Genomic DNA, 22,906 nt, shown 5'->3' on the forward strand with positions numbered 1-22,906 from the left:
ATAATAGACATGTATAACAAGGGGGGCCGGAAAAGGCCCCCTTTTGTGTTTTAGACTGCAACGTGTTTCAGAACTTCAGTTATTATCTTTTGTTCAATAGTTTCTAAAACTTCTTTATTTGAATATAGTGTTTCTATGGTGACAAACGCAAAAGAGATTATTTTGATTGCTCCGTACGACGATCTTTACGCTACTGCATCCAATTTGGTTGTATCAAAAGGATATCATCAAGTTGAAGTTGTCAAAGGCGATCTAGATGAAGGAATGAGCATTGCCACAGAGAAAATTGATCAAGGAGCAAAGGTTATTATCAGCAGGGGAGGTACATTCTCCCTCATCCAGAATGCGGTTAACGTACCGGTGGTAGAACTGCGAATCAGCGTGTATGACCTTATGGCAAGTTATCCCCAGCTCATGAAACTTGACGAACCCATTGCCTGCATAGGATATAAAAATATTATTTCCGGTTTCGATCTGGTCAGTGATCTGGGGAAGAACGTCAAAACTATTGAAATCACCCATGAGTCGGATGTGGGGACCTTGATTAGTGAATGTGTGCGGGAGGGGATTACCGTTTTTGCAGGAGGTGCAATTGTCGGCCGTATTTGTGAATCCCGTGGACTGCGCTGCTACATTTGGGCCAGCAGCGAATATGCAATAATAGCTGCCATGGATGAGGCTCTGCGGATTCTCAATGCCTCCAAACGTGAAATAGAACTGGTCAATCGGTATCTTACCCTGACCGATTATGTCCACGACGGCTTTATTGCCACAAATGAAGAAAATCAGGTTATCCTGATGAATGTTCCTGCACAGAAAATTCTTGAGGTAAACAAGGCCGATGTGGTGGGGCGATCCATAGAGTCTCTTTATCCCTACGGCAAGGTGATGGAAGAGATAGGACTGGGACGCCAGCTCATCGACGAAATTCGCACCCTGAACAACAAATCTGTTACCATCAGTACCATCCCGATTCTTGTTAACCATGAACAACGGGGTTCTGTAACGGTTTTTCAAGAGATTGCAAAGCTACAAAACCGTGAGCAAAAAGTCCGCATGAAGTTGGTTGAGAAGGGGTTTACCGCAAAACATTCCTTCAATTCCATTTTTTATAAAAGCAAAAAAATCGAACATTGTATTGCCATTGCGAAAAAATTCAGCCTCTACGACTGTCCTGTTCTTATCGAAGGAAGTACGGGAGTCGGCAAGGAACTTTTTTCCCAGAGCATCCACAATTACAGCCATCGTAAAAACTCGCCATTTGTTGCTGTCAACTGTGCAGCCCTGTCTCACTCGCTTCTAGAAAGCGAGTTGTTTGGCTACGAGGAGGGGTCGTTTACCGGCAGCCGGAAAGGAGGCAAGGCAGGGGTCTTTGAGATGGCCCATCGTGGGACGCTTTTTCTCGATGAAATCAGTGAATTACCGGTAGACATGCAGGGGCGACTTTTGCGGGTCATTCAGGAGCGCGAAGTGGTCCGTCTTGGTGGTGATAAGGTAATCCCTCTTGATGTTCGGCTGGTCTGCGCGACAAATAAAGATTTGCGGCAGCTTGTGGAAGAAGGATTATTTCGCAGAGATTTGTTGTTTCGCATTAATACGCTCCGTTTTCGTGTCCCTCCCCTAAATGAACGACCGGCTGATATTCCCGTGTTGGCACAAAAATTTCTGGAACGGTACAATCTCCAGTACGCAAAGGATATCAAAGGATTTACTTCAGAGGCCCTTGATTTCTTGGTGCACTATCATTATGCGGGTAATGTTCGTGAACTACGCGGTATTGTGGAGCGTTCGGTCATCCTCTGCGAGGGGCGCCTGATTGGCCGCAGTGATGTTCTTTTCGATTTTGATGAAGATGCTGAACCTCCCGTCGTTTTGGAAAAGCCTGAAGCCATCGAAACCATCGCTGCTTCCGGCATGAGCCTGAGGAAGCTTGAGCAGTGGTACGTGCAGCAGATATTCGAGCAGACAGGCAAGTCCCAAGAGCAGACCTGTAAAATTCTTGGTATATCCCGTACGACCCTCTGGAAGAAGCTGAAGGAATCCGTCGATATGTTTAATATCTAAACGAATGTTTATATTCTAAACGTTTTTATGCACCTTCATATCAGCTATATACGGATGCTCTTTCGATTCAGAGCTATATTATTGCTTTATTTATAAGTAATTAACTATCTCTTAATGCCTCTGGCAAAAGTTGGCACTTATTTTGCTTTGATTTACTATCATGATCATCATTGCAGACGACCTTACTGGAGCGAACGATACAGCTATCCAATATCACAATAGCGGTATTTCCACCATTGTTGGTATCCGACCTCAATTGGATATTACTACCGATAGATTTGCAGAATACGAAGTGATCGCCGCCAACACCGACAGCCGTTCCATGTCCGTTCATGATGCATATGAAACGGTGTATCGAATAACAAAAAGTTATCATGAACTGCGACAATCGGATACGATCTACAAGAAAGTTGATTCTGTACTTCGGGGAAACCCTGGCGCCGAGCTTGCTGCAGCTATGGATGCCATTGGCTGTAAGCTTGCCTTTGTTGCTCCTGCATATCCTGAAAACAACAGGATTGTTCAGGATGGAATACTTCATGCGGGAGATGACTCTTTTGCTGCCGTGGGCCTTTTTTCCGAACAGATGAATCACAAGGTAGAAGGAGTACCCCATACACGTGTCGCCATGGATCTCGACCATCTGACGGACTATCTTCTGCATCGCATCCGGCAGGGAGGAGAAGTATTTGTCTTTGATAGCAGCACCGACGAGGATTTGAGCCGTATTTATCAAGCGACAAAACGCATTGCTGCTCAGAAAATCCTTTGTGGCAGTGCGGGACTTGCCCGGTTTGTCGGAAAGGATATAGCCAGCAATCAACCGCAAACGGATGTCGTAATCCCCCATACACCGAATGATATTGTTTTGGTTGTTGCTGGAACCCGTCACAGTACCACCAGGATGCAGATCTCTTCTGCGGCCCGACACTATCGGGAACCGATCATCCAGTATGATGGTTGTTGTGAAGCATCGTTTGAAAAGACTCTTGCGGAGGCCCAGCGGCACATCGGGACAGGTTCTTCGGTTATTTTTATTGCCGTTGCTGGGCTGTTTCGTGATTTTACCGTCAGCCAGAGGGAAAGCAGTGAACAATACTCGCTTGCGCGTACTATTTCTGCCAATCTTGGCAGAATAGTGAGAGATCTATATGTCAGATATACGGTCAAGGGCATTATCCTCACCGGCGGGGATACCGCCTTGCAGGTAGCCCAGTCCCTGGACGCATACGGTATAGAGCCTTTGTTTGAGGTTGCTGCCGGTGTTCCCCTGGGGAAGCTTATAGGTGGTCGGGCCGAGGGCCTGCTTGTGGTAACAAAATCTGGCGGCTTTGGCTCGGAACATGCCATCGCCGACAGCATTGCCAGTATCCTGAATCACAGTGAACAGGAACAGGCGCAATAGCGTAAAGGAGAAGTGAGTTTTATGACTTGTGCAATTCAGATTCCTTCAAGTATCCATGCTGGGAAGGGGAGCATTGATACCCTTTCCGAAATTATAGAAAGAGATTCGGTTAAACGTATCGTCTTGTTCACCGACAAGGGAGTCAGAAATGCCGGCTTGTGCGAACGAGCTCTTTCAATATGCAATGCTCACAAGGTCGAATATCAGATTTTTGATGGAATTGCCGCTGAGCCCTCCGTACAGGATGTCGATAGGGTCATACAGGCTGCCTCTGATGTCAACGCAGATCTTCTGCTCGCCATTGGTGGTGGATCAGTCATGGATACTGCCAAGTTGGCCTCTGTTCTTATAGGCGCTTCCTATACTTTGCAGGATCTACTGCGTGACGCCTCGCAGGCTAGAAAGATGATACGCAGTATCATGGTTCCCACCACCTGCGGAACCGGGTCGGAAGCCACCTGCAATGCGATTGTGGCCATTCCCGAGGAGCGTTCCAAAAAGGGTATTGTAAATACTGTCATGATTCCCGATGAAGTCATTCTTGACGTCAACATGATTGCCCGACTGCCCAAAGGCAGCATTGCGGCCACGGGAGTGGATGCCCTTGCCCATGGAATAGAGTGTTATACCTCCAAGAAGGCCACGATGCTTTCGAATATCTATGCCCTGGCATGTGTAAAATTAATCTTTTCCAGTATTGAACGTGCATATGTTGATCCGGATGCTTTTGAAGCAAAGATGCATATGATGCTTGGAGCCTTCTATGGAGGGATTGCCATTACGGGGAGCGGGACGACGGCGGTTCATGCCCTGTCCTATCCACTGGGAGGGAAATACCATATTCCACACGGTGTTTCCAATGCAATGTTATTCGCTCCCGTCATGGCTTTTAATCGCGACGCCTGTGTCCAGCAGTTAAGTGAAATTTGTGATGCCGTCAATCCCCATATGGCTTCGGCCTCTTGTGACGAGAAGTCTCTTTATGTTGTGGATCGTATAGCCCAGGTCGTCAAGAACACCGAGATCCCCGTCAGCCTGGAGAAATTCGGTATTACTACGGAGGATATAGATTCCCTGGTAACGGCGGGAAGCCAGCAGCAGCGGCTTCTTGTCAATAATCAGAAAGAGCTGAGCCTTGATGATATCCGATCCATCTACCAACAGGTATTATAATGAAGAGTGAACTGTATGAGAGGCCAATTCTTGGTATCACCATGGGAGATCCCGCCGGTTGCGGTCCGGAAATCACCGTAAAAGCGCTAAGAAATAAAGAGATATATGACATGTGCCGTCCCCTGGTTGTGGGCGACAGTAAAATGTTTGAAGATTCAATAAGAATACTAAAGGAAAAAAAGATCAAGGTTCGCAGGGTATCCTTGGTTGAAGATGCAAGGTTCGAATACGGGACCATCGATGTATATCATCTCGACCTTGTAGACATGTCACAGTTTCAGTACGGAAAGGTCAGTGCCATGTGCGGTGAGGCGGCTTTCCAGTGTGTCAGGACGGTCATAGAACTGGCATTGGCGGGAAAAATTGATGGTACGATAACGAATGCCCTGAACAAGGAGGCCCTTAACCTGGCCGGACACCACTACAGCGGTCATACCGAAATCTATGCCGATTTTACCAACACGAAAAAGTACACCATGATGCTGGCGCATGAAGATCTTCGGGTGGTTCATGTTTCTACCCATGTTGCATTACGCCGGGCCTGTGATCTGGTGAAAAAAGAACGTATCTACGATGTAATCAAGATAGCCCACAACGCCTGCAGACAATTGGGAATTGCGGAACCCAGGATTGGTGTTGCAGGCCTTAATCCCCATTCCGGAGAAAACGGGCTTTTCGGCACCGAAGAAATTGAGGAAATTATTCCCGCCATCAAACAGGCTGCGTCGGAGGGGTTCAATGTAGAAGGACCGGTACCTCCCGATACCATTTTTTCAAAGGCCCGGGGAGGCTGGTACGATATCGTCGTGGCCATGTACCATGATCAGGGACATATTCCCCTGAAGGTGGTCGGATTTGTGTATGACAGGGAAGCCCAGAGATGGGGTTCTGTCAGCGGAGTGAACATCACCTTGGGACTGCCCATCATAAGGGCCTCTGTTGATCACGGTACGGCCTTTGATACGGCGGGCAAAGGCATTCAGAACGAAGTCAGTTTAACCAATGCTATCCGGTATGGAATGCAGTTGGTTCGAAATAAAGATAAATAAGCATGAGAAAGAGGGTAGTGCACATGGCAAAATATTATCATGGAGTGATTCCTCCCATTATTACTCCGGTCGATGAAAAAGAAAATGTTGATGAAAAGGGCTTTCGGGAATTGCTGAATCACTGTGTTGACCGCGGGCTGCACGGAATTTTTGTTGCGGGTTCCAATGGGGAAACCATGGCTTTGACGCAGGAGCAGCGTGACAACGCCATTCGCATAGCCGTCGACGAGGTCGGTTCAAAGGTCCCCGTTATGAGCGGTGTTATGGATACGAGTACCCGCCGTGTCATCGAGAACATCAAAAAGATGGAAGATTTTGGTGGTAAGTGTGCGGTCATCACACCCATTTTCTATGCCCGCCATACATCCCAGGATGAGACGGTGCGCCTGTTCGAAGAGGCTTCCAGGCAAACCAGTTGCGATCTAATGATCTACAATATTCCGATGTTTACCGGCCTGAAGCTTACTGCCGACACCGTTCTCAAACTTGCAAAGATTGATAAGGTCGTTGGCGTAAAAGATTCCAGCGGTGACTTCGGAGAGTTTCAAAAGGTGCTGCGGGTTTATGCCGACAATCCGAAGTTCTCCGTATTACAGGGATCTACCGCTGTTTCTGCCGGCAGCATGCTTGAAGGTGCGGATGGCTATGTTCCTTCCATTGCTCCTCTTTTTCCCGAACTCTTTACCAAGATGTACGATTATGCCGTGGCCGGGAATATTGGGAAAACCCTTGAGCTGAATGCCATCGTTGCTGAAACCCAGAAGATTCTTGGATTATGCAAAAATGCCACTGCCTCCAATAAATTTGCATTGAGTCTTCTTGGCTTTACCCACAAGCGTGTCATTGCTCCCCAGGACGGTACGACCGAAGCGGATGAGCGTGCAATAACCAGCAAGGTAGACGAGGTCAATGGCCTGATCCGCAAGGCAGGGCTTATTCAATGAGTACGGTTGTCCTGTCCCACGCCCTGTATGACCCCGGTATGCGTCTTCTCGAGCAAAACGGAATCGACGTTGTTATTCCTAATAACGGGAACAGCGACGATATTCTTGAAGATTTGCAGAAGGCCGACGGCTTCATTCTCAGAATAGGAAAGATTGATCGTAAAGCCATTGAGGCTTGTCCCGACCTGAAGGTCATCACAAGGCCGGGCGTCGGCGTGGATAATGTCGATGTACAGGCGGCCACAGAACATGGAATTCCTGTAGTCATCTGCCCGGCTGCCAACAGCCGGTCGGTGGCAGAGCATACTATTGCGCTCATGTTTGCCGCTTCAAAGAATTTGATCGAAAGCGACAGGGAAACCAGGAAGGGAAATTTCGGAATCCGCAATAAATATGCAGCGGTCGAGCTGAAGGACAAAACCCTTGCCGTTTTGGGGTTTGGACATATTGGCCGGGAGGTCGCCTCCATGGCGGCGGCTCTGGGCATGAAGGTTGTTGCTTATGATCCCTTTCTCGATAAGCAGAAGGTTGAATCGATGGGGTATGGCCATGCCGGATCCCTGGAAGAGGCCGTCTCCGCCGGTGATTTTGTAACCCTGCACATGCCTTCCCTGCCGGAGACAAAAGGCATGATCAACAAGTCCGTTTTCAGCCAGGCAAAGGAAACCGCTTATTTCATCAACTGTGCACGCGGGGATATTGTCAACGAACAGGATTTGTATGATGCCCTTGCCTCGGGATCGATTGCCGGGGCGGCCGTGGATGTGCTCAGCTTGGAACCGATGGAGGCCTCTTCGCCCCTGATGCGGCTGGACAATTTTATCGTGACGCCGCACATGGCTGGACAGACTCGGGAGGCTACCACAACGATCGTAACCATGGCCGTTGAGGGAACGCTGGCCGTACTCAAGGGGGAAAAGTGGCCTCATGTCTGCAATCCCGAGGTGTACGGTCGTCAGGCGTGGAAGGATCGGCAATAGGAGGACAGGAATAACATGGAACACTTCGATATAGCCATCACAAACGGTTTATTGCTGGACAGCGATAGGCTGAGTTTCTCAAATGGATTCGTTTTTCTAAAGGACGGCAAGGTCGTTTCTTCTCCCGGTCCCGAGGAAGCATGGGAAGCCGATCAAATAATTGACGCACAAGAATGTTATGTGCTTCCCGGTTTGATTGATGAACACGCTCATTTTGATTACCAGGGAAGCAACCTTGGCGTCAGTGCCGATATTCTCTGTCCACCCAGCGGCGTGACCACCGCTGTCGATGCCGGTTCAACGGGATGTGATAATTTCGATTTGTTCTATCGTGCCAACATCAGCAGATATGTGACCCAGGTCCTTTCCTATATAAATGTCTCGTCCTTTGGAGTGCATTGCTCTTTTCATCAGGAAGAAAATCTTGATCCGCGGGATTTTGATGCCTCCGGGATAGAAGCACGCTTTAGGGCTCATCCCTCTACGATCCGGGGAATGAAGATCAGGCTGGATCAATCTACGCTTGGCGAGAAATACTCCCTTGCATCGCTGGAACAATGTCTAAGGATTTCCGAAGATCTTCAAAAAAAAGGAATCCATTGCCCTGTTATCGTGCATGTGGCCAATCTGCCTTCGTCTGTGTCTATCGATTCTATTGCGTCCCTGTTGCGCAAAGGAGACCTCTTTGTCCATGTTTTTCAGAACAAAGGTGAAACAATATTTGACACGACGGGGCAAGTCAGGGAGTCTCTGGTAAAGGCAAGGAAACGGGGTGTGCTTTTCGATGCCTGCAATGGAAGGATACACTGGTCTTTTAAACATCATGAGCAGGCCCTTGCCTGCGGTTTTCTTCCCGATATTATTTCGTCCGACATCGTAATTGCCAGTGCATACCAAAAACCGGGTTTTTCTCTTGTACATGCCATGAATACTTTCTTGGCTTCTGGTTTCAATGACGCCGTGATCCTTCGGGCTGTTACGACGGCTCCTGCAAAAAGTCTCGGCTTGTATCCTCGTATTGGTTCTCTCGAACCTGGGGCCCAGGCTGATGTATCCATCATGAAGATGGATGAAACCTCGCCTGTCAGCGTGTTTGACAGGTGGGGAGGAAAACGCATTCTGCGTCGGTATTTCAAACCAATGCTGACGATTAAGAATGGAAAGACGGTGTTTCGTCAGATTGATTTCTAATTTTTAGGAGGAGAACGAATGAAAAGATCTCTGTTTCTTGGACTAGCGCTCTCTGTGGCCTTATTGGGCTGTTCGGGTAAGGGAGCGGACAAGGATGCCGCAAACAAGAGTGGTGAAGTAGCTGCGACGAAGGTTGTTTTGCAAGTCGGTGCGGAAGCCAATCCCGGGGAACCTCAGGTTGAGGGAATGAACAAATGGGCGGAGTTGGTAAAAGAACGTAGCAATGGAACCATGGAACTCCAGGTTTTTCCCTCTTCCCAGCTCGGATATAAGGCAGCCCTGATTGATCAGATGCTTGTCGGCGATCCCGTTATTTCTGTTTGTGACGCAGCCTACTATGCCGACCGCGGCGTACCTGATTTGGGAATCGTCATGGCACCTTTTCTTCTGAAGTCATGGGACGATGCCTGGACCATCATCAACAGCGATTGGTATGCAGAGCAGTTGAAAAAACTGGAAGATAAGGGACTCAAGGTCATAACTTCGAACTGGATCTATGGTGAACGTAACTTGCTGACAACCAAACCTGTTAAGAACCCTGAAGATTTGGTCGGCATGAAAATACGTGTGCCCAATAATGTCCTGCAATTGAAAGGATTTGAAGCACTTGGCGCTGTTCCTACACCAACCGATTTAAGTGAGGTATACACTGCCTTGCAACAAAAAGTTGTCGAAGGAGTCGAGAATCCGCTTACCGTTTTGTACAATGGCCGGTTTTATGAAGTTGCGAAGTATCTGGCCCTGACCTCTCACGTGAAGAATTTTACCACGTTTGTCATGAGCAAACAGGTTTTTGACTCTCTGACACCGGAGCAGCAGAAGATTCTGATCGAGACTGGAAACGAAGCAGGTGAATATCAGAACGCCTTATTCTCCGATGAGGTGAACCAGGAACTGCTTGAGAAATTTAAAGCGGCAGGTGTTGAAGTTACCGAGATCGATCAAGATGCCTTTGCCGAGGCTGCAAAGGGATTCTACTCCATGCCTGAACTGACGAAGAAATGGTCTCCGGGACTTTATGAGCGCGTAAGTACTATCCTTGAAGAAGGAAGAAAGAGTAAATAACTTTTTCGGTATACAATTTTTTCTCCCTCCTCTCAACCATGGAAGGAGGGAGATATCTTGGGGGATTCTGTTGGCATGAGTATGAAAACTGTTATGAAAAATCTGGATTATCTCATTGCAGGCCTTAGCCTGGTTATCTTGATAATCCTGACGTTCCTGGGCGTTATTATGCGCTATATTTTTAATTCGCCGATTCTTTACCTGCAAGAGGTCCAGATTTTTTGTGCCATCTGGCTGGTTTTTTGGGGTGGCTCTGCGGCTGTTCGATCCGGAAGTATTGTTGCAATTGACTTTCTTGTTGACAAATTTCCTCCCCGCATGAGACGGATTGCCGATATCTGTATTCAGGCTTTGTCTGTCGCTATTTTAGGATTCCTTGCATATAATGGTTTTCAGCAGCTTGCCTTTTTAGCAAGGACAGATCGTCATTCCTATATTCTGGAAATTCCCTATTGGCTCATCTACTTGGCGTTTCCCATCGGTTGTTCTTTGATGGCCGTCTGGTATGTGGTGGGTCTTTACAAGACCGTGCGAGGCATTCCCCAACAAAAAAGCGAGGAGGAGTAAATGAATCTGGTTGTCATAATCTGTCTGTTAATGCTCGTACTTCTTCTCCTGAAAGTACCAGTATTCGTTGCAATAGCCGTACCAACGGTGCTCTACTTTCTGTTTACTCCGGGAATCGCAACCCTTACCATTGCCCAGCGTGTAATTTCCGGTGTCGAAAGCATTCCGCTTTTAGCGGTTCCCTTTTTTGTTTTTTCCGGTATTATCATGAATTATTCCGGTGTTACCAAACGAATCATGGAATTTGCGGAGGTTCTGACCGGCAGAATGTACGGGGGACTTGCCCAGGTGAATGTTTTGCTTTCCACCCTGATGGGGGGATTGTCCGGCTCCAATCTGGCAGATGCCGCCATGGAAGCAAAAATGCTCGTTCCTGAAATGAGAAAACGCGGATACTCAAATGAATTTTCTACCGTCGTAACAGCGTCTTCCTCGCTGATCACTCCCATGATTCCTCCCGGAATTGCAATGATCCTGTATGGTTCTGTTGCCAACGTGTCGATTGGTAAACTTTTTGTTGCAGGTATCGGTCCCGGACTGATCATGTGCCTTTCTATGATGGCTCTGGTTAGTGTCATCGCACGGAAAAGACACTATGCCAGAATGAGGGAACGTCATGCATCTCCCAAAGAAATCTGGCACGTAATTAAACGGGCTTTTTTCCCTCTCTGTCTTCCTGTCATCATTATCGGTGGCATTCGCGTAGGTATTTTTACCCCTACCGAGGCTGGTGCAATTTCCATTATCTATGCCCTGATATTGGGCCTGGTATATAAAGAACTTTCCTGGGACAAGCTGGTTCTTTCCATTATGGAAACAATTCGGACCACAGCATCGATCATGTTGATTGTCGGCATGGCATCGGCTTTTGCATGGATGCTGACAAGGGAGCGGATTCCCCAAACCATAACAGAAACAATTGTCAGAATTATCAGCAACAAGTACGTATTTTTGCTTGTCGTCAATCTGTTTTTGCTATTTGTGGGGATGCTCATCGAGGGGGGAGCAGCTACTATTGTTCTGGCACCGCTTCTGGCTCCTGCCGCTGCCTCCTTCGGCATTGATCCAATTCAGTTTGGTATGGTAGTGATTTTTAATCTTGCCGTTGGTTGCATTACTCCCCCTTTGGGGACCGTTATGTTTGTTACCTGCCAGATTACCGGGTGTAAGGTTAATAAGTTTGCCAAGGAAGCGGTACCTTTCTTTTTTCTGTTTCTTGGTATCCTGCTATTGCTGACATATGTACCCTTTTTCTCGACATTTCTTGTGAACTTAATATATTAAGAAATAACATCACCCCAATTATCATTTTTCTTGATAATTGGGGTAGTGGTTTTATTCTGCGTAAACTGTATGCAATTTTAAAAGTGATTCTTCTCTTTTTTTTGTAACAACTTTTGCTTATATTGTGAATATTGAGGCAAAATATTTTCTACCTCGAGAAGAGAGATGAGAATTCGACAAAAGGATTTCTCTGAGGGAGGTATAGTAAAAAATGGAAAGAACGAAATCAATTGCAGTTATTGGTAATTATCTACCGCGGAAGTGTGGAATTGCTACTTTTAGCACCGATCTTGTAAACGCGCTCTCTGGAGCCGACGGGGAACTTGATTGCTGGAGCATTGCGATGAACGATATCCCGGAGGGGTACCGTTATCCCGAAAAGGTCCATTTTGAGATAAATCAGAACATAGCGGGAGAGTATAAGCTTGCGGCCGATTTTCTTAATATCAATCAAATTGACGTGGTCTGCCTGCAGCATGAGTACGGAATCTATGGAGGAGAGGCCGGAAGCTATATTATTTCGTTGCTACGAGATCTTCGAATGCCTATTGTTACGACGCTCCATACTGTACTCGAAAAACCTTCGAAAAAGCAGAAAGACGTCCTTACCGAGATTGCGGCCTTGTCTTCTCGGTTGATAGTGATGTCAAAAAAAGGCATTGAATTTCTTACTGATATTTACCATATTCCCAGGGAGAAGATCGTCTTTATTCACCATGGAATACCTGATATGCCCTTCATCGATCCGAATTTTTACAAGGATCAGTTCGGTGTGGAAGGAAAGCAGGTTATCCTGACCTTCGGCTTGCTTTCTCCGAACAAGGGGATTGAGACGATGATCAAGGCCCTTCCTGCTGTAGTCGAGAAACATCCCGATGCCGTCTACATTGTAGTAGGTGCTACTCACCCGCATGTCAGAAAGGCTTCGGGCGAAGAGTATCGCCACAATCTTCAGCGTCTTGCTCGACTTCGCGGGGTTGATGATCATGTCATTTTTTTCAATCGTTTTGTGGAAGTGAAGGAGCTGTGTGAATTCCTGGCTGCCAGTGACATCTATGTCACCCCCTATCTTTCCAAAGCCCAAATCGTTTCGGGCACTTTGGCTTATGCCATGGGGGTCGGCAAGGCAACGGTCTCAACACCCTACTGGTATGCAAAAGAGATGCTTGCCGAAGGCCGGGGAATTCTTGTTGATTTTAAGGACTCGAAGGGGCTGGCGAGTGAGGTGATCTCTCTGCTCGACGACGATATCAAGCGCAATGCAATGAGAAAAAAGGCGTACACCTTTTCACGAGAGGCTGTCTGGAGCCAGGTTGCGGTCGACTATATCAATGTCTGTAACGAAGTAAAGGCCGAGCGGGCCTGCAAATCGCGTTTCTATTTGAAAACGAAGAATTTGGAACAGGACGAATCAAGCTTACCTGAGATTAATTTTGATCATCTTAAGACAATGACAGATGATACCGGATTGATTCAGCATGCGGAGTTTACCGTTCCTTCACGGCAGTTCGGCTATTGTATTGACGACAATGCCAGGGCCCTTATCGTCACGGTGATGGCCCAGGATCTTGTGCCGGAAGATCCCGAACTGGTTCGGCTGCAGAAGGAGTACCTTTCCTTCATAAACTATGCCTATAATGAGGAGAATGGTTGGTTCCGTAATTTCATGGATTACGATAGACGATGGTTGGAGGAGAAAGGCTCTGAAGATAGTCAGGGACGGACCATCTGGGGCCTCGGTGTCTGTTCCGCCCTCTCTCGGGAAGCGGGCTGCCTTGCATTAAGCACGACCCTGTTTCATAAGGGAATAAACATGCTTGAGGCGCTTGAACATCCCCGGGCCATAGCCTTTGCACTTGTCGGTATCCATGCCTACTTGGCCAGATTCTCCGGTGACAGTGAGGTAAGGAGAATACGGGATAAGCTTGCCGTCATGCTCTTTGATCACTTTGACCATGATGACGATTCCGGATGGCCCTGGCTTAAGGGGGATATCCTTACCTATGCAAGTGGAAAAATCCCTCAGGCGCTTCTCCTTTCCGGCCAGTGGATGAATAGAAAGGATATGCTTGAGACCGGGTATCGATGCCTCGATTGGCTCATCGATATTCAGAAAGAGGATGATCACTTTTCTCCGGTAGGAAGCAACGGTTGGTATCGCCCTGAAGGAGAAAAAGCTCGGTTTGATCAGCAGCCTATAGAGGCACAGATAATGCTGGAGGCGACGCTCCTTGCCTACAACATGAGCGGGCAAGAGCGATATAGAGCCGCTGCCGATATGGCATTTAACTGGTTCCTCGGTCAGAACGATCTTAAGGAGCCTTTGTATGATTATACGACCGGCGGATGTCGGGACGGACTTACCCCGGATGGGCCGAATATGAACGAGGGAGCCGAATCGACACTTGCCTGGCTCCTTTCTCTTTTGTCTATGCAGGGATTTCTGGCGAACCAGAAAAAGCTTCACTATACAAATTTTATTGAGGAGTAGGGTTTCGTGAACAGGGTGGAAGTGCAACGATTAGAGTTTGTGCTCAGGCCTTCCCATGACCGAGTACTTATTCGTCCCTTTATTCCCGGGGATGAAAATCAACGCTATAGGATCATAAGCAGGGTGATGTCTCTCGACAAAGAAGAGGTTCATGTCCGACTTGAAAAGGTTTTGGCTGATTTTGCCGGTCGTCATCACAATATTCTTGAAGAGCTGATTGAACATTTTACCATGGTAAAACAGTGGACCATCACCGATGCCCCTTTGAGCGAGGAACAAAGGCTTTTGATCGGGGCCTATTTTACCCAGGAATATTCTCTTGAATCGGCCGCCTTATTCAATCCGTCTATCGTTCTTCATCCCGATCAGTCCGAACTTCCGAAAGGGGCAATCAGATTCATCATAAGCCTTCGTGCCATCGGCGAGGGGCATATCTCTTCTATTGTATTCCGTGAGGGGATGATAACCGATGATTTTACCTTACGGCTGAGGCGCCCCGCTCCTTACGTGACGCAGCCGAAACGCATCCCCTGGCAGATCTATGATAAGACATTGTTTACGCGAAAGCTTGCCGAACTAAATTGTGAGAACAACTTCAGCGCGGGGGTTTTATCCAAGCTGGAAGATCAATTCTCCCTGGCAGAACTCTCCGATGCGGTGGAGCGTGCCAAACGGAGGGCTCCCGCATCCCAGGAGGCAGATGTGACCTCAGACGGCATGTTGACCCTTGCTTACTCCAATTATGCCGTCAGCTTCAGACCGGAACAGCGAACTTCGGAAAAGGCTATCTTCCCATTGACCCCAAGTCAGAGCAACGGGATTGAAGACGCCCGATTTGTTCTCTTTTACGACGATGACGGAGGCTGTCGCTACTATGGTACCTACACCGCTTTCGACGGCAGGATGATCTTACCCCAACTGATAGAGACCGAAGATTTTATCTCGTTTAAATTTATCACTTTGAACGGACCCGCTGCAAAGAACAAAGGGATGGCACTGTTCCCGCGAAAAATAAACGGGCAGTATGCCATGATCTCCCGTCAGGACAACGAAAATTTGTATGTAATGTACTCCGACAATATCAATTTTTGGTATGATCCTCAACTTATTATACACCCCACCTTCCCCTGGGAATTTGTACAGGTCGGAAACTGCGGCTCTCCGATAGAATTGGATGAGGGGTGGCTTGTGCTCAGCCACGGAGTGGGGCCGATGCGGAAATACTGTATCGGCGCTTTTCTTCTGGATAAGAAAAAGCCTACGAACGTTATCGGCCGGCTGAGAGAACCTCTGATCGAACCGAACGAGAATGAACGCGAGGGCTATGTCCCCAACGTCGTCTACACCTGTGGCGCCCTGCGCTATAAGGAGAAGCTGCTCATTCCCTATGCCATGTCGGATTATGCGACCGGCTTTGCCTTTGCCGATATCAAAGAAATTCTTGATGCCATGGTGTAGATCATGAAGATTGCAATGCTTGCACCCATTGCCTGGAGGACTCCACCGCGGCACTATGGCCCATGGGAGCGGGTTACTTCACTTTTAACCGAAGAGCTGGTCCGCCTCGGCGTAGATGTCACGCTGTTTGCTACCCGTGACTCCGTGACCTCCGCAACGTTGCGTGCCGTTTGCGACCGCGGTTATGAAGAGGATCCCGACATGAACGCGAAGGTGTGGGAGTGCCTTCATATTTCCGAATGCTTCGAGCATGCCGATGACTTCGATATCATCCATAATCAATTTGATTTTCTGCCTTTATCCTACAGCGCCTTGGTCTCCACTCCTGTCGTTACGACGATTCATGGTTTTTCCTCTCCTTCGATCCTGCCGGTCTACAGAAAGTACAACGACCGTAACTATTATGTCTCCATCAGCAATGCCGACAGAAATCCGGATCTTTCTTATGTGGCGACGATCTACCACGGTATAGATTTGGAACATTTTACCTTTCGAAAAGAGCCTGAGCGGGATCGCCTTCTTTTCTTTGGGCGGTTTCACCCCGATAAGGGGGCGAGGGAGGCCATTGAGATCGCAAGGCTCAGTGGGAAGAAATTGCTTATGGCTGGTATTATTCAGGACAAAGAATACTTCCATCGCTATGTTGAGCCTTCGATCTCATCGGGAGAGGTTTGTTACCTCGGTAGTGTCGGCCCGGAAAAACGCGATGCGCTTTTAGGATCGGCGACGGCTTTGCTTCATCCCATAGATTTCAATGAGCCCTTCGGCCTTTCCGTTGTCGAGGCCATGGCATGTGGAACCCCGGTCATAGCCTTCGCAAGAGGCAGCATGCCCGAGTTAATTGAAAGCGGAAGAACCGGCTATCTTGTCTCTTCGGTTGAACAGGCGGTGGAATGTGTCGGAAAATTGGATCGTATTGATCGCTATCAATGCCGTCGTCTTGTCGAAAGGCGGTTTACCAAGGAACGAATGGTGAATGAGTATGTACATGTATATGAGACGATTGCATCCATGTGACTGGCACGCTATTATTGCCTAACCAATTTTTTCAAGGGAGTATGGAATCCTATGATCATTGATACGCTGCGTAATGCACACGTTTATTATGGATGTCACAAACGCTTTGAAGAGGCGTTTTCTTTTTTGTCGAAAGTAAGCAGCTTTGACGAGCTGCCTTCGGGACGGATTGATATCGACGGAGATAGATTATACGCCTTTACCCTCGACGGTGAGGGAAAGGGGAGTGATGCCGCCGTGTTGGAGACGCATCGAAGGTATATCGACATCCAATATACGGTTTCCGGAGAGGATCTCATGGGCTGGAATCCCCTTTCGCCGGGAACGATAGGAGACGGCTACGATCCGGATAAAGATATAGAATTCTATTCGAAGCTCCCCGTTCCTCATTGGTTTCCCGCCCCGGCCGGTGCCTTTTTTCTTTTTTTCCCTTCCGATATGCATGCACCCCTTGGTGCAACCGGCCATATGCGAAAGATCATCGTGAAGGTGGCCACTTCCGATTAGTCTCCCGATTAGACATCAGAACCCGTCGAAGACTTTTGTTGTGTCTATAGATACAATATGTTATAAAGGTAACTTCATTATCATTTTTTAAACAACAGGAGTCTACATGGACGGCTTTACGTATGGTGCCCTTGCCCTTATTCCACCTGCTTTGGCAATTATTCTTGCGGTAGTAACCCGTCAGGTGATTGTTTCGCTCGTGCTTGGAATCTGGGCCGGGGCTACGATCATTGCAGGGTGGAATCCTCTCCTTGGTTTGCTGGACACCTTCAGCACCTATCTGGTACATAATTCACTCGCCGACAGTTGGAACATCGGTATTATCGTCTTTTGTCTGGTAATCGGTGGCATGGTCGGCGTCATTAATAAATTAGGCGGAACCAAGGCGATTGCCGATGCGGTGGTTCTCAAGGCACGGTCGGGAAGGACTACGCAGCTATCGACGGCCTTGATGGGGATTATCATGTTTTTTGATGATTACGCAAACTCAATGATTGTCGGAAATACCATGCGCCCTATCACCGATCGTTATCGCATCAGCAGGGAAAAGCTTTCGTATATTGTCGATTCGACTGCTGCTCCGGTAAGCTCTATGGCCCCTGTCTCAACCTGGATTGCCATGGAGCTGGGTTTGATTGCTGCGGGGCTAAAGAGCATCAATGTGGAAGCAAACAGCTTGATGGTCTTTTTTCAATCCGTTCCCTTTCGTTTTTATAGCATCTTCTCGATAGTTCTGGCCCTTACGCTGATCATTTCTCAGAAGGATTTCGGTCCCATGTATCGGGCGGAACTTCGGGCCCGAAAAACCGGAGCTGTTTACGAAGAAGGGACTACCCCGATGATTGTTGAGGATAAGGATATTCTTCCCGATGAGGGCTGCGTCGGCTCGGTATGGGATGCCGCCATTCCCATCATTGCCTTTATTCTTGTCACGGTATTCGGCTTATACTATAACGGACACGAAGCGGGGAAGGGGATCATCGATTCTTTCGGTAATGCCGATGCATCGGTGGTGCTTACCTGGGCGGCGTTTATCGGATCCATTACCGCCATGGTCATCGGTATCGTAAAAAGAAAGTTTTCCCTCAGCTCTGCGGTAGATTCATGGATGGGGGGCTTGCGTTCGATGCTGATTGCCGTCGTTATTCTTGCTTTTGCCTTTGCTCTGAAGAGTGTTATCGGTGAAATGCAGCTGGCCGAGTGGCTCGTTGCGGTAACCGGAGGAATCCTTTCCGGCAAGGTTGTTCCGCTGCTTACCTTCATCGTTGCCATGGTGGTCGCCTTTGCAACGGGAACCAGCTGGGGAACCAATTCCATCCTCATGCCCCTTGTTATTCCCGTGGCAGCCGGTGTTTCCGGTGCCGACGGAACCTTAACGCCTACCATAATCGCAAGCATCGGTGCCGTACTTACCGGTGCCGTTTTTGGTGACCACTGCAGTCCAATCAGCGATACGACCATCCTTTCATCCATGGCAAGCGGTGCCGATCATATCAGCCACGTACGGACACAAATCCCTTATGCGGCAACAGCCGCCTTGATTTCCGGACTCTTCGGTTTTCTCCCTGTGGGTTTCGGCGTTCCTGTGTGGTTCCTCTTGCCCTTCGGAGCCGCCATACTCATCCTTATCGTCAGGTTTCTGGGAAAAAAGATAGAACTTTGAGAGGAAGCCGGCTCCCCTTTCTATTCGGTCGAAACGGAAAGGGGATGCAGGGTGATTTCGAGGCTTTGGATCGATTCCAGCTCTTCGAACTCTTCCTTGATTTTCCTCGGTGAAACCCGCTTCGGGAGGGTCACGATAGCCCTCATGTGAAATATCCTTGCACCGGTCATGGGGGCGCTGGCAGTATCGGTCTCCAGATCCTCTATGCTAATATCATATTTTTTAAGGATCGATGTGACGGCATGGACGATACCCGGAGTGTCGAGAGAAACCGTCTCTAAACGGAAAGCAATCCGTTCTTCTCTGCTGTGTGGAGGTGTTGTCTTTTTTAAAAAGATACTTATTTCCCGTTCTTTTCCGAAGGAGGGGAGTGCATCAACCAGTCCGGTGATAGCCTTGATATCTTCGGCGGATACCAAGACCAGCGATGCAAATTCGCCTCCGAGCACCGCCATCTTACTCTCTTCGATATTTCCATTATGCGAAAGGATTTCCTTTGTTAGCTCGTCGGCAAATCCCACTCGATCCGCCCCTATGGTCGTAATGACAAGGTAGTGCTTTTCCTTGGGTTCCATCCCTATTGTTCCTCCATTATAACAAAATCAAGTATGCCTATTGTTCGGTCAAGGTACTTTTTCCTTAGCCTTTCCACGACAACAAGGAATATAATACATTACGTCACCGGAAAAGCGGTGTCAAACAGATTTATCAGCTTTCGTAATAAGCATTTCCAGCTGGCTGAGAGAAACGGCGGGTACGGATTTTTCTTCGAGCCACTGTGGAAGAATATAGCCCCAGGAGGCCAAAAGGCATGTGATGCGCTCGTCGTGAGGATAGAGTAGATGATCGATTTGATCGTCTACGAAGTAAGCCCCTGTTGATTCGCCTTTTTCAAGTAATTCGGTGATGATATCGACCTTTGGGCGCTTGCCGGAACAGATAATTCGATCTGCCCGCCATGTGATCCCGTGGTGATGGAGGATTTCCCGTATGAAATGTTCGGGTTTTGTAGAAAGAATAAAACCTGCGCCACGGGCGGCCAGGCGAAGCAGGGAAGGAATTCCATCGAAGAGCGGATTGAGATCAAACCATCTGGACCTGTCATAGTCGAGCAGTTCGGCTCTGCATTCCTGGAAGAGCGTCAGGGACGCTTTGTGAAACGCCTTTTGAGTCTCGGCAAATTGATCGAAATCCTCCTGGCTGCTAAGCGTCTTCCCCTGTGAAAGGGCATGCTGGAGAAGCAGATAATCACCTCCATCCCTGATGAAGGGACGCAGGAGTCGAAAGGCCTTCGCGTGGTTCGCATCCGGCACGGTATTGTAGGCCTCGGCAGGATCACAGGCCCTGCCGTTAAGCTTCTCCCAGGCCAGACGCGATGTGAGATAGCATTCGGGAAGTGAGTCGCAGATTACGCCGTCGAAATCAAGAAAAATCAGTGAAGAAAGCATAGTTTTAGTATATCCTTGGGTGAGGGGCGGCCGGTTTAAAATTGATCTCGGGCTTTCCGGATGAGACTCTCGTATTTGGCGGGACATCCTCCATGACCCAGACGTTCCCGCCGATGACCGACCCCGATCCTATCGTGACATCGCCGAGAATGGTCGCTTCGGCATAGATGGTGACATCATCTTCGATGGTCGGGTGACGCTTTTTTCCCCTTATGATATGCCCCTCATCGTCGACGGGAAAGTTTGCCGACCCGAGGGTTACCCCCTGATAGAGCCGCACATGATTTCCTATAATCGTGGTTTCTCCGATGACGACGCCTGTGCCGTGGTCGATAAAGAAAGAATCACCGATTTCTGCTCCCGGATGTATATCGATTCCCGTTCTCGCATGGGCGATTTCCGCCATGATACGGGGAATGAGGGGAACTTCGTTTGTGTAGAGATGATGGGCTATACGATGGATGGAGATTGCCGTAATACCCGGATAAGCAATGACAATCTCTTCGTAGCTTTTTGCCGCCGGATCCCCCTCATAGGCCGCAAGAACATCGCTTCTGAGGGCTTTTCTGATCGAAACCAGATCGTCGAAGAGACGGCCGCAAGCCTCTTGTGCCTTACTCTCGCAGATGCAACGAGTACATGCACCTATCCTGCATTCATGGCGGAAGGCCCGAAGCACCTGGTCATGCAGCTGCTTATAGGTGCTGCACAGGAGATCTCCGATAACATAGCGGACATTCTGCTTCGTAACCACTCTCCTGCCCATGTAACCGGGAAAAAGGAGTTCCAAAAGGGCTCCTATCAATTCCTTGATGGTCTCGTTCACCGGCAGGTCGGTATCGTCGATGAAATTGGTACCGCTATCTTCCTTATAGCTTTCGAGTAAAGCCTCGATCTGCTCTTCCATTCTGTTCACTCTTCTAATCTCCACAGGGAGGCACTGCTTGTCAAGTCAAAATTGCTCAGTTTATAGGGTCATTTTATACCGTAATGTGTCATTATTACTCTATTTTATCGTTCTTTTTTACCGCTTTTGTGTCAACTCGACCTCATGTATGCCTGTGAAGTCCTTGGGGTAATGGCATATATAGATATGTAATGTCTTGTAATATAAAGAATTACACAAATTATCGATAATTGGCACGGAATATGCTTAATTACTAATAGCAAACATATCCTTCAAAGATAGGAGGCAAAGATATGAACCTTGTAAGATGGAACAAAGCAAACGCACTGGATCCCGGGAGGGAGTTCGATCGGCTTCAGAATGAGATTAATAAGCTGTTTGATTTCACCTATCCAGACGCCGGCGGGCTTTTTGATCGACACTTCAATCCCGCGGTGGATATCACCGAAACCAATGATGCATTCAAGGTCATGCTGGATTTACCGGGAGTCAACCGAAAAGATGTCGATGTTTCCATTGCCGGAAACGTTCTGACGGTCAAGGGCGAGAAGAAAGAGGAAAAAAAGCGTGAAGGTGCGAAGCTCTACCGCAGCGAGAGCTGGAACGGCAGCTTCCAGAGGACCCTCTCCCTTCCCGACGGTGTCGATCCCGATAAGGTTAGCGCCGCCATGGCCGATGGGGTATTAACCATTACGTTGGCAAAGCGGGAAGAGGTAAAGCCGAAACAGATCAGCGTCAAGGTGCAGTAGAGAGGAGGAGGTGTATCATGGAAGATGCTAAACGTTATAGGAATCCTGTAACCGATATCTGCGAAGATGAGGGAAAGGTTGTACTCCGGGTTGAGATGCCCGGGGTCGGTAAAGAGGATATCGATGTTCAGATCGACGGAGACGAGCTTATCATTTACGGGAAGCGAAGTGATGTTCGCCCCGAAGGTGACTCCTTAGTCCGGGAACGGATTACCGCCGATTACCGAAAGATTTTCACCCTTGATGAGACCATAGACCGCGACAAGGTCGATGCCTTTATGGAGAATGGGGTCTTGCGTCTTGAGCTCGCCTTAAAAGAGGCTGTCAAGCCGCGAAAGATTCAAATCAGCTAGATGGCATCGGCAGAAACAAAAAGGGCGACCCAAAACGGGCCGCCTTTTTTATTTTCTGTTAATGTACGTGGCCGTGGTCAAGCTCTTCCTGAGTGGCTTCCCGTACCTGGTTGATTGTTACATCAAAATGAAGGGTCATACCGGCCAGTGGATGATTTCCATCAAGGATAACCTTCTCGTCGCTTATCTTTGATACGGTCAGAATTTCAACGCCGCCGTCCTGCCGCTGTGCCTGGACCTGGATTCCCTCGGTAAGCTTATCTGTCTCTTCGAAACGATCTTTTGGAACTTCGATGATCCGTGCTTCATCGTAGGTCCCGTAGGCCTCTTCCGGCTGTACCGTTACCGTAAGCTTGTCGCCTTCATTCTTCCCTGTGAGTTCCTTTTCAAGCCCGGGAATGATCATCCCTGATCCGAAAATGAAGGCAAGCGGTTCCCTTCCTTCGCTTGTATCAATAAGGGTCCCATCATCGCTTGTTAAACGATAATCGATGCTGACCACACACTTCTCGCTAATTACCATACACATACCACCTTATCATTTGATTACATTATCCACCGTATCAGAGCTCAGACAGAAATAAAAGGGGC

At 48.3% G+C, this 22,906-nt stretch carries 21 protein-coding genes; 17 read left to right on the top strand and 4 right to left on the bottom strand.

From position 1 onward, the window contains the following. The first annotated feature begins 135 nt into the window (after window positions 1-135). The 15 genes from SPIRS_RS08430 to SPIRS_RS08500 all read left to right on the top strand — a co-directional run bounded on the left by SPIRS_RS08430 (window position 136) and on the right by SPIRS_RS08500 (window position 18,858). Window positions 136-2,064, top strand: a complete 1,929-nt coding sequence (locus SPIRS_RS08430) for a sigma-54-dependent Fis family transcriptional regulator (RefSeq protein ID WP_013254258.1) — start codon at window positions 136-138, stop codon at window positions 2,062-2,064. A 160-nt stretch (window positions 2,065-2,224) separates the two neighbouring features. Next, complete coding sequence (locus SPIRS_RS08435; RefSeq protein ID WP_013254259.1) at window positions 2,225-3,469, top strand: four-carbon acid sugar kinase family protein; 1,245 nt, start codon at window positions 2,225-2,227, stop codon at window positions 3,467-3,469. A gap of 21 nt (window positions 3,470-3,490) precedes the next feature. Beyond that, complete coding sequence (locus tag SPIRS_RS08440) at window positions 3,491-4,642, top strand: iron-containing alcohol dehydrogenase (RefSeq protein WP_013254260.1); 1,152 nt, start codon at window positions 3,491-3,493, stop codon at window positions 4,640-4,642. Further along, window positions 4,642-5,691, top strand: a complete 1,050-nt coding sequence (pdxA, locus tag SPIRS_RS08445; RefSeq protein WP_013254261.1) for a 4-hydroxythreonine-4-phosphate dehydrogenase PdxA — start codon at window positions 4,642-4,644, stop codon at window positions 5,689-5,691. The genes SPIRS_RS08440 and pdxA overlap by 1 nt, the downstream gene beginning before the upstream one ends. 23 nt (window positions 5,692-5,714) lie before the next feature. After that, window positions 5,715-6,635, top strand: a complete 921-nt coding sequence (locus tag SPIRS_RS08450) for a dihydrodipicolinate synthase family protein (RefSeq protein WP_013254262.1) — start codon at window positions 5,715-5,717, stop codon at window positions 6,633-6,635. Further along, complete coding sequence (locus SPIRS_RS08455) at window positions 6,632-7,615, top strand: hydroxyacid dehydrogenase (RefSeq protein WP_013254263.1); 984 nt, start codon at window positions 6,632-6,634, stop codon at window positions 7,613-7,615. The genes SPIRS_RS08450 and SPIRS_RS08455 overlap by 4 nt, the downstream gene beginning before the upstream one ends. A 15-nt stretch (window positions 7,616-7,630) precedes the next feature. Then, entirely contained in the window at window positions 7,631-8,806 is a 1,176-nt protein-coding gene (locus tag SPIRS_RS08460) for an amidohydrolase family protein (protein ID WP_013254264.1), read from the top strand. Between the two features lie 18 nt (window positions 8,807-8,824). Next, the gene (locus SPIRS_RS08465) at window positions 8,825-9,871 is read left to right on the top strand and encodes a C4-dicarboxylate TRAP transporter substrate-binding protein (protein ID WP_013254265.1); all 1,047 of its coding nucleotides are present in this window, start codon (window positions 8,825-8,827) and stop codon (window positions 9,869-9,871) included. 57 nt (window positions 9,872-9,928) lie between these two features. Further along, window positions 9,929-10,438, top strand: a complete 510-nt coding sequence (locus tag SPIRS_RS08470; RefSeq protein WP_013254266.1) for a TRAP transporter small permease — start codon at window positions 9,929-9,931, stop codon at window positions 10,436-10,438. Beyond that, window positions 10,439-11,722, top strand: a complete 1,284-nt coding sequence (locus SPIRS_RS08475) for a TRAP transporter large permease (RefSeq protein ID WP_013254267.1) — start codon at window positions 10,439-10,441, stop codon at window positions 11,720-11,722. It abuts the gene before it with no gap. 211 nt (window positions 11,723-11,933) lie between these two features. Continuing rightward, window positions 11,934-14,213 carry a glycosyltransferase family 4 protein gene (locus SPIRS_RS08480; protein ID WP_013254268.1) on the top strand — a complete coding sequence of 760 codons (2,280 nt, stop codon included), beginning with the start codon at window positions 11,934-11,936 and terminating at the stop codon, window positions 14,211-14,213. 6 nt (window positions 14,214-14,219) lie between these two features. Further along, complete coding sequence (locus tag SPIRS_RS08485) at window positions 14,220-15,671, top strand: glycoside hydrolase family 130 protein (protein WP_013254269.1); 1,452 nt, start codon at window positions 14,220-14,222, stop codon at window positions 15,669-15,671. A gap of 3 nt (window positions 15,672-15,674) precedes the next feature. Then, window positions 15,675-16,688 (top strand): glycosyltransferase family 4 protein, encoded by a 1,014-nt coding sequence (locus SPIRS_RS08490; protein WP_013254270.1) that lies wholly within the window; start codon window positions 15,675-15,677, stop codon window positions 16,686-16,688. A gap of 51 nt (window positions 16,689-16,739) precedes the next feature. Further along, window positions 16,740-17,195: a YhcH/YjgK/YiaL family protein gene (locus tag SPIRS_RS08495; RefSeq protein WP_013254271.1), complete on the top strand. Its 456-nt coding sequence runs from the start codon at window positions 16,740-16,742 to the stop codon at window positions 17,193-17,195. A 106-nt stretch (window positions 17,196-17,301) separates the two neighbouring features. Then, complete coding sequence (locus tag SPIRS_RS08500) at window positions 17,302-18,858, top strand: Na+/H+ antiporter NhaC family protein (protein WP_013254272.1); 1,557 nt, start codon at window positions 17,302-17,304, stop codon at window positions 18,856-18,858. Window positions 18,859-18,878: 20 nt separating this feature from the next. On the opposite strand, the gene SPIRS_RS08505 is transcribed toward SPIRS_RS08500, so the two are convergent. From SPIRS_RS08505 to epsC, 3 genes are all read right to left on the bottom strand, one after another. Further along, entirely contained in the window at window positions 18,879-19,433 is a 555-nt protein-coding gene (locus SPIRS_RS08505; protein ID WP_013254273.1) for a glycine cleavage system protein R, read from the bottom strand. A 120-nt stretch (window positions 19,434-19,553) separates the two neighbouring features. Further along, window positions 19,554-20,306: an HAD family hydrolase gene (locus SPIRS_RS08510; RefSeq protein ID WP_013254274.1), complete on the bottom strand. Its 753-nt coding sequence runs from the start codon at window positions 20,304-20,306 to the stop codon at window positions 19,554-19,556. Window positions 20,307-20,310: 4 nt separating this feature from the next. After that, window positions 20,311-21,213, bottom strand: a complete 903-nt coding sequence (gene epsC / locus SPIRS_RS08515) for a serine O-acetyltransferase EpsC (protein ID WP_041866019.1) — start codon at window positions 21,211-21,213, stop codon at window positions 20,311-20,313. Window positions 21,214-21,506: 293 nt separating this feature from the next. On the opposite strand from epsC, the gene SPIRS_RS08520 reads away from it, so the two are divergent. Both SPIRS_RS08520 and SPIRS_RS08525 read left to right on the top strand, forming a co-directional pair. Continuing rightward, entirely contained in the window at window positions 21,507-21,962 is a 456-nt protein-coding gene (locus tag SPIRS_RS08520; protein ID WP_013254276.1) for an Hsp20/alpha crystallin family protein, read from the top strand. Between the two features lie 17 nt (window positions 21,963-21,979). Next, window positions 21,980-22,315: an Hsp20/alpha crystallin family protein gene (locus tag SPIRS_RS08525; RefSeq protein ID WP_013254277.1), complete on the top strand. Its 336-nt coding sequence runs from the start codon at window positions 21,980-21,982 to the stop codon at window positions 22,313-22,315. A 58-nt stretch (window positions 22,316-22,373) separates the two neighbouring features. On the opposite strand, the gene SPIRS_RS08530 is transcribed toward SPIRS_RS08525, so the two are convergent. Then, the gene (locus tag SPIRS_RS08530; protein ID WP_013254278.1) at window positions 22,374-22,838 is read right to left on the bottom strand and encodes an FKBP-type peptidyl-prolyl cis-trans isomerase; all 465 of its coding nucleotides are present in this window, start codon (window positions 22,836-22,838) and stop codon (window positions 22,374-22,376) included. Window positions 22,839-22,906 lie beyond the last annotated feature (68 nt).

Source organism: Sediminispirochaeta smaragdinae DSM 11293 (genome assembly GCF_000143985.1).
Lineage (GTDB): Bacteria > Spirochaetota > Spirochaetia > DSM-16054 > Sediminispirochaetaceae > Sediminispirochaeta > Sediminispirochaeta smaragdinae.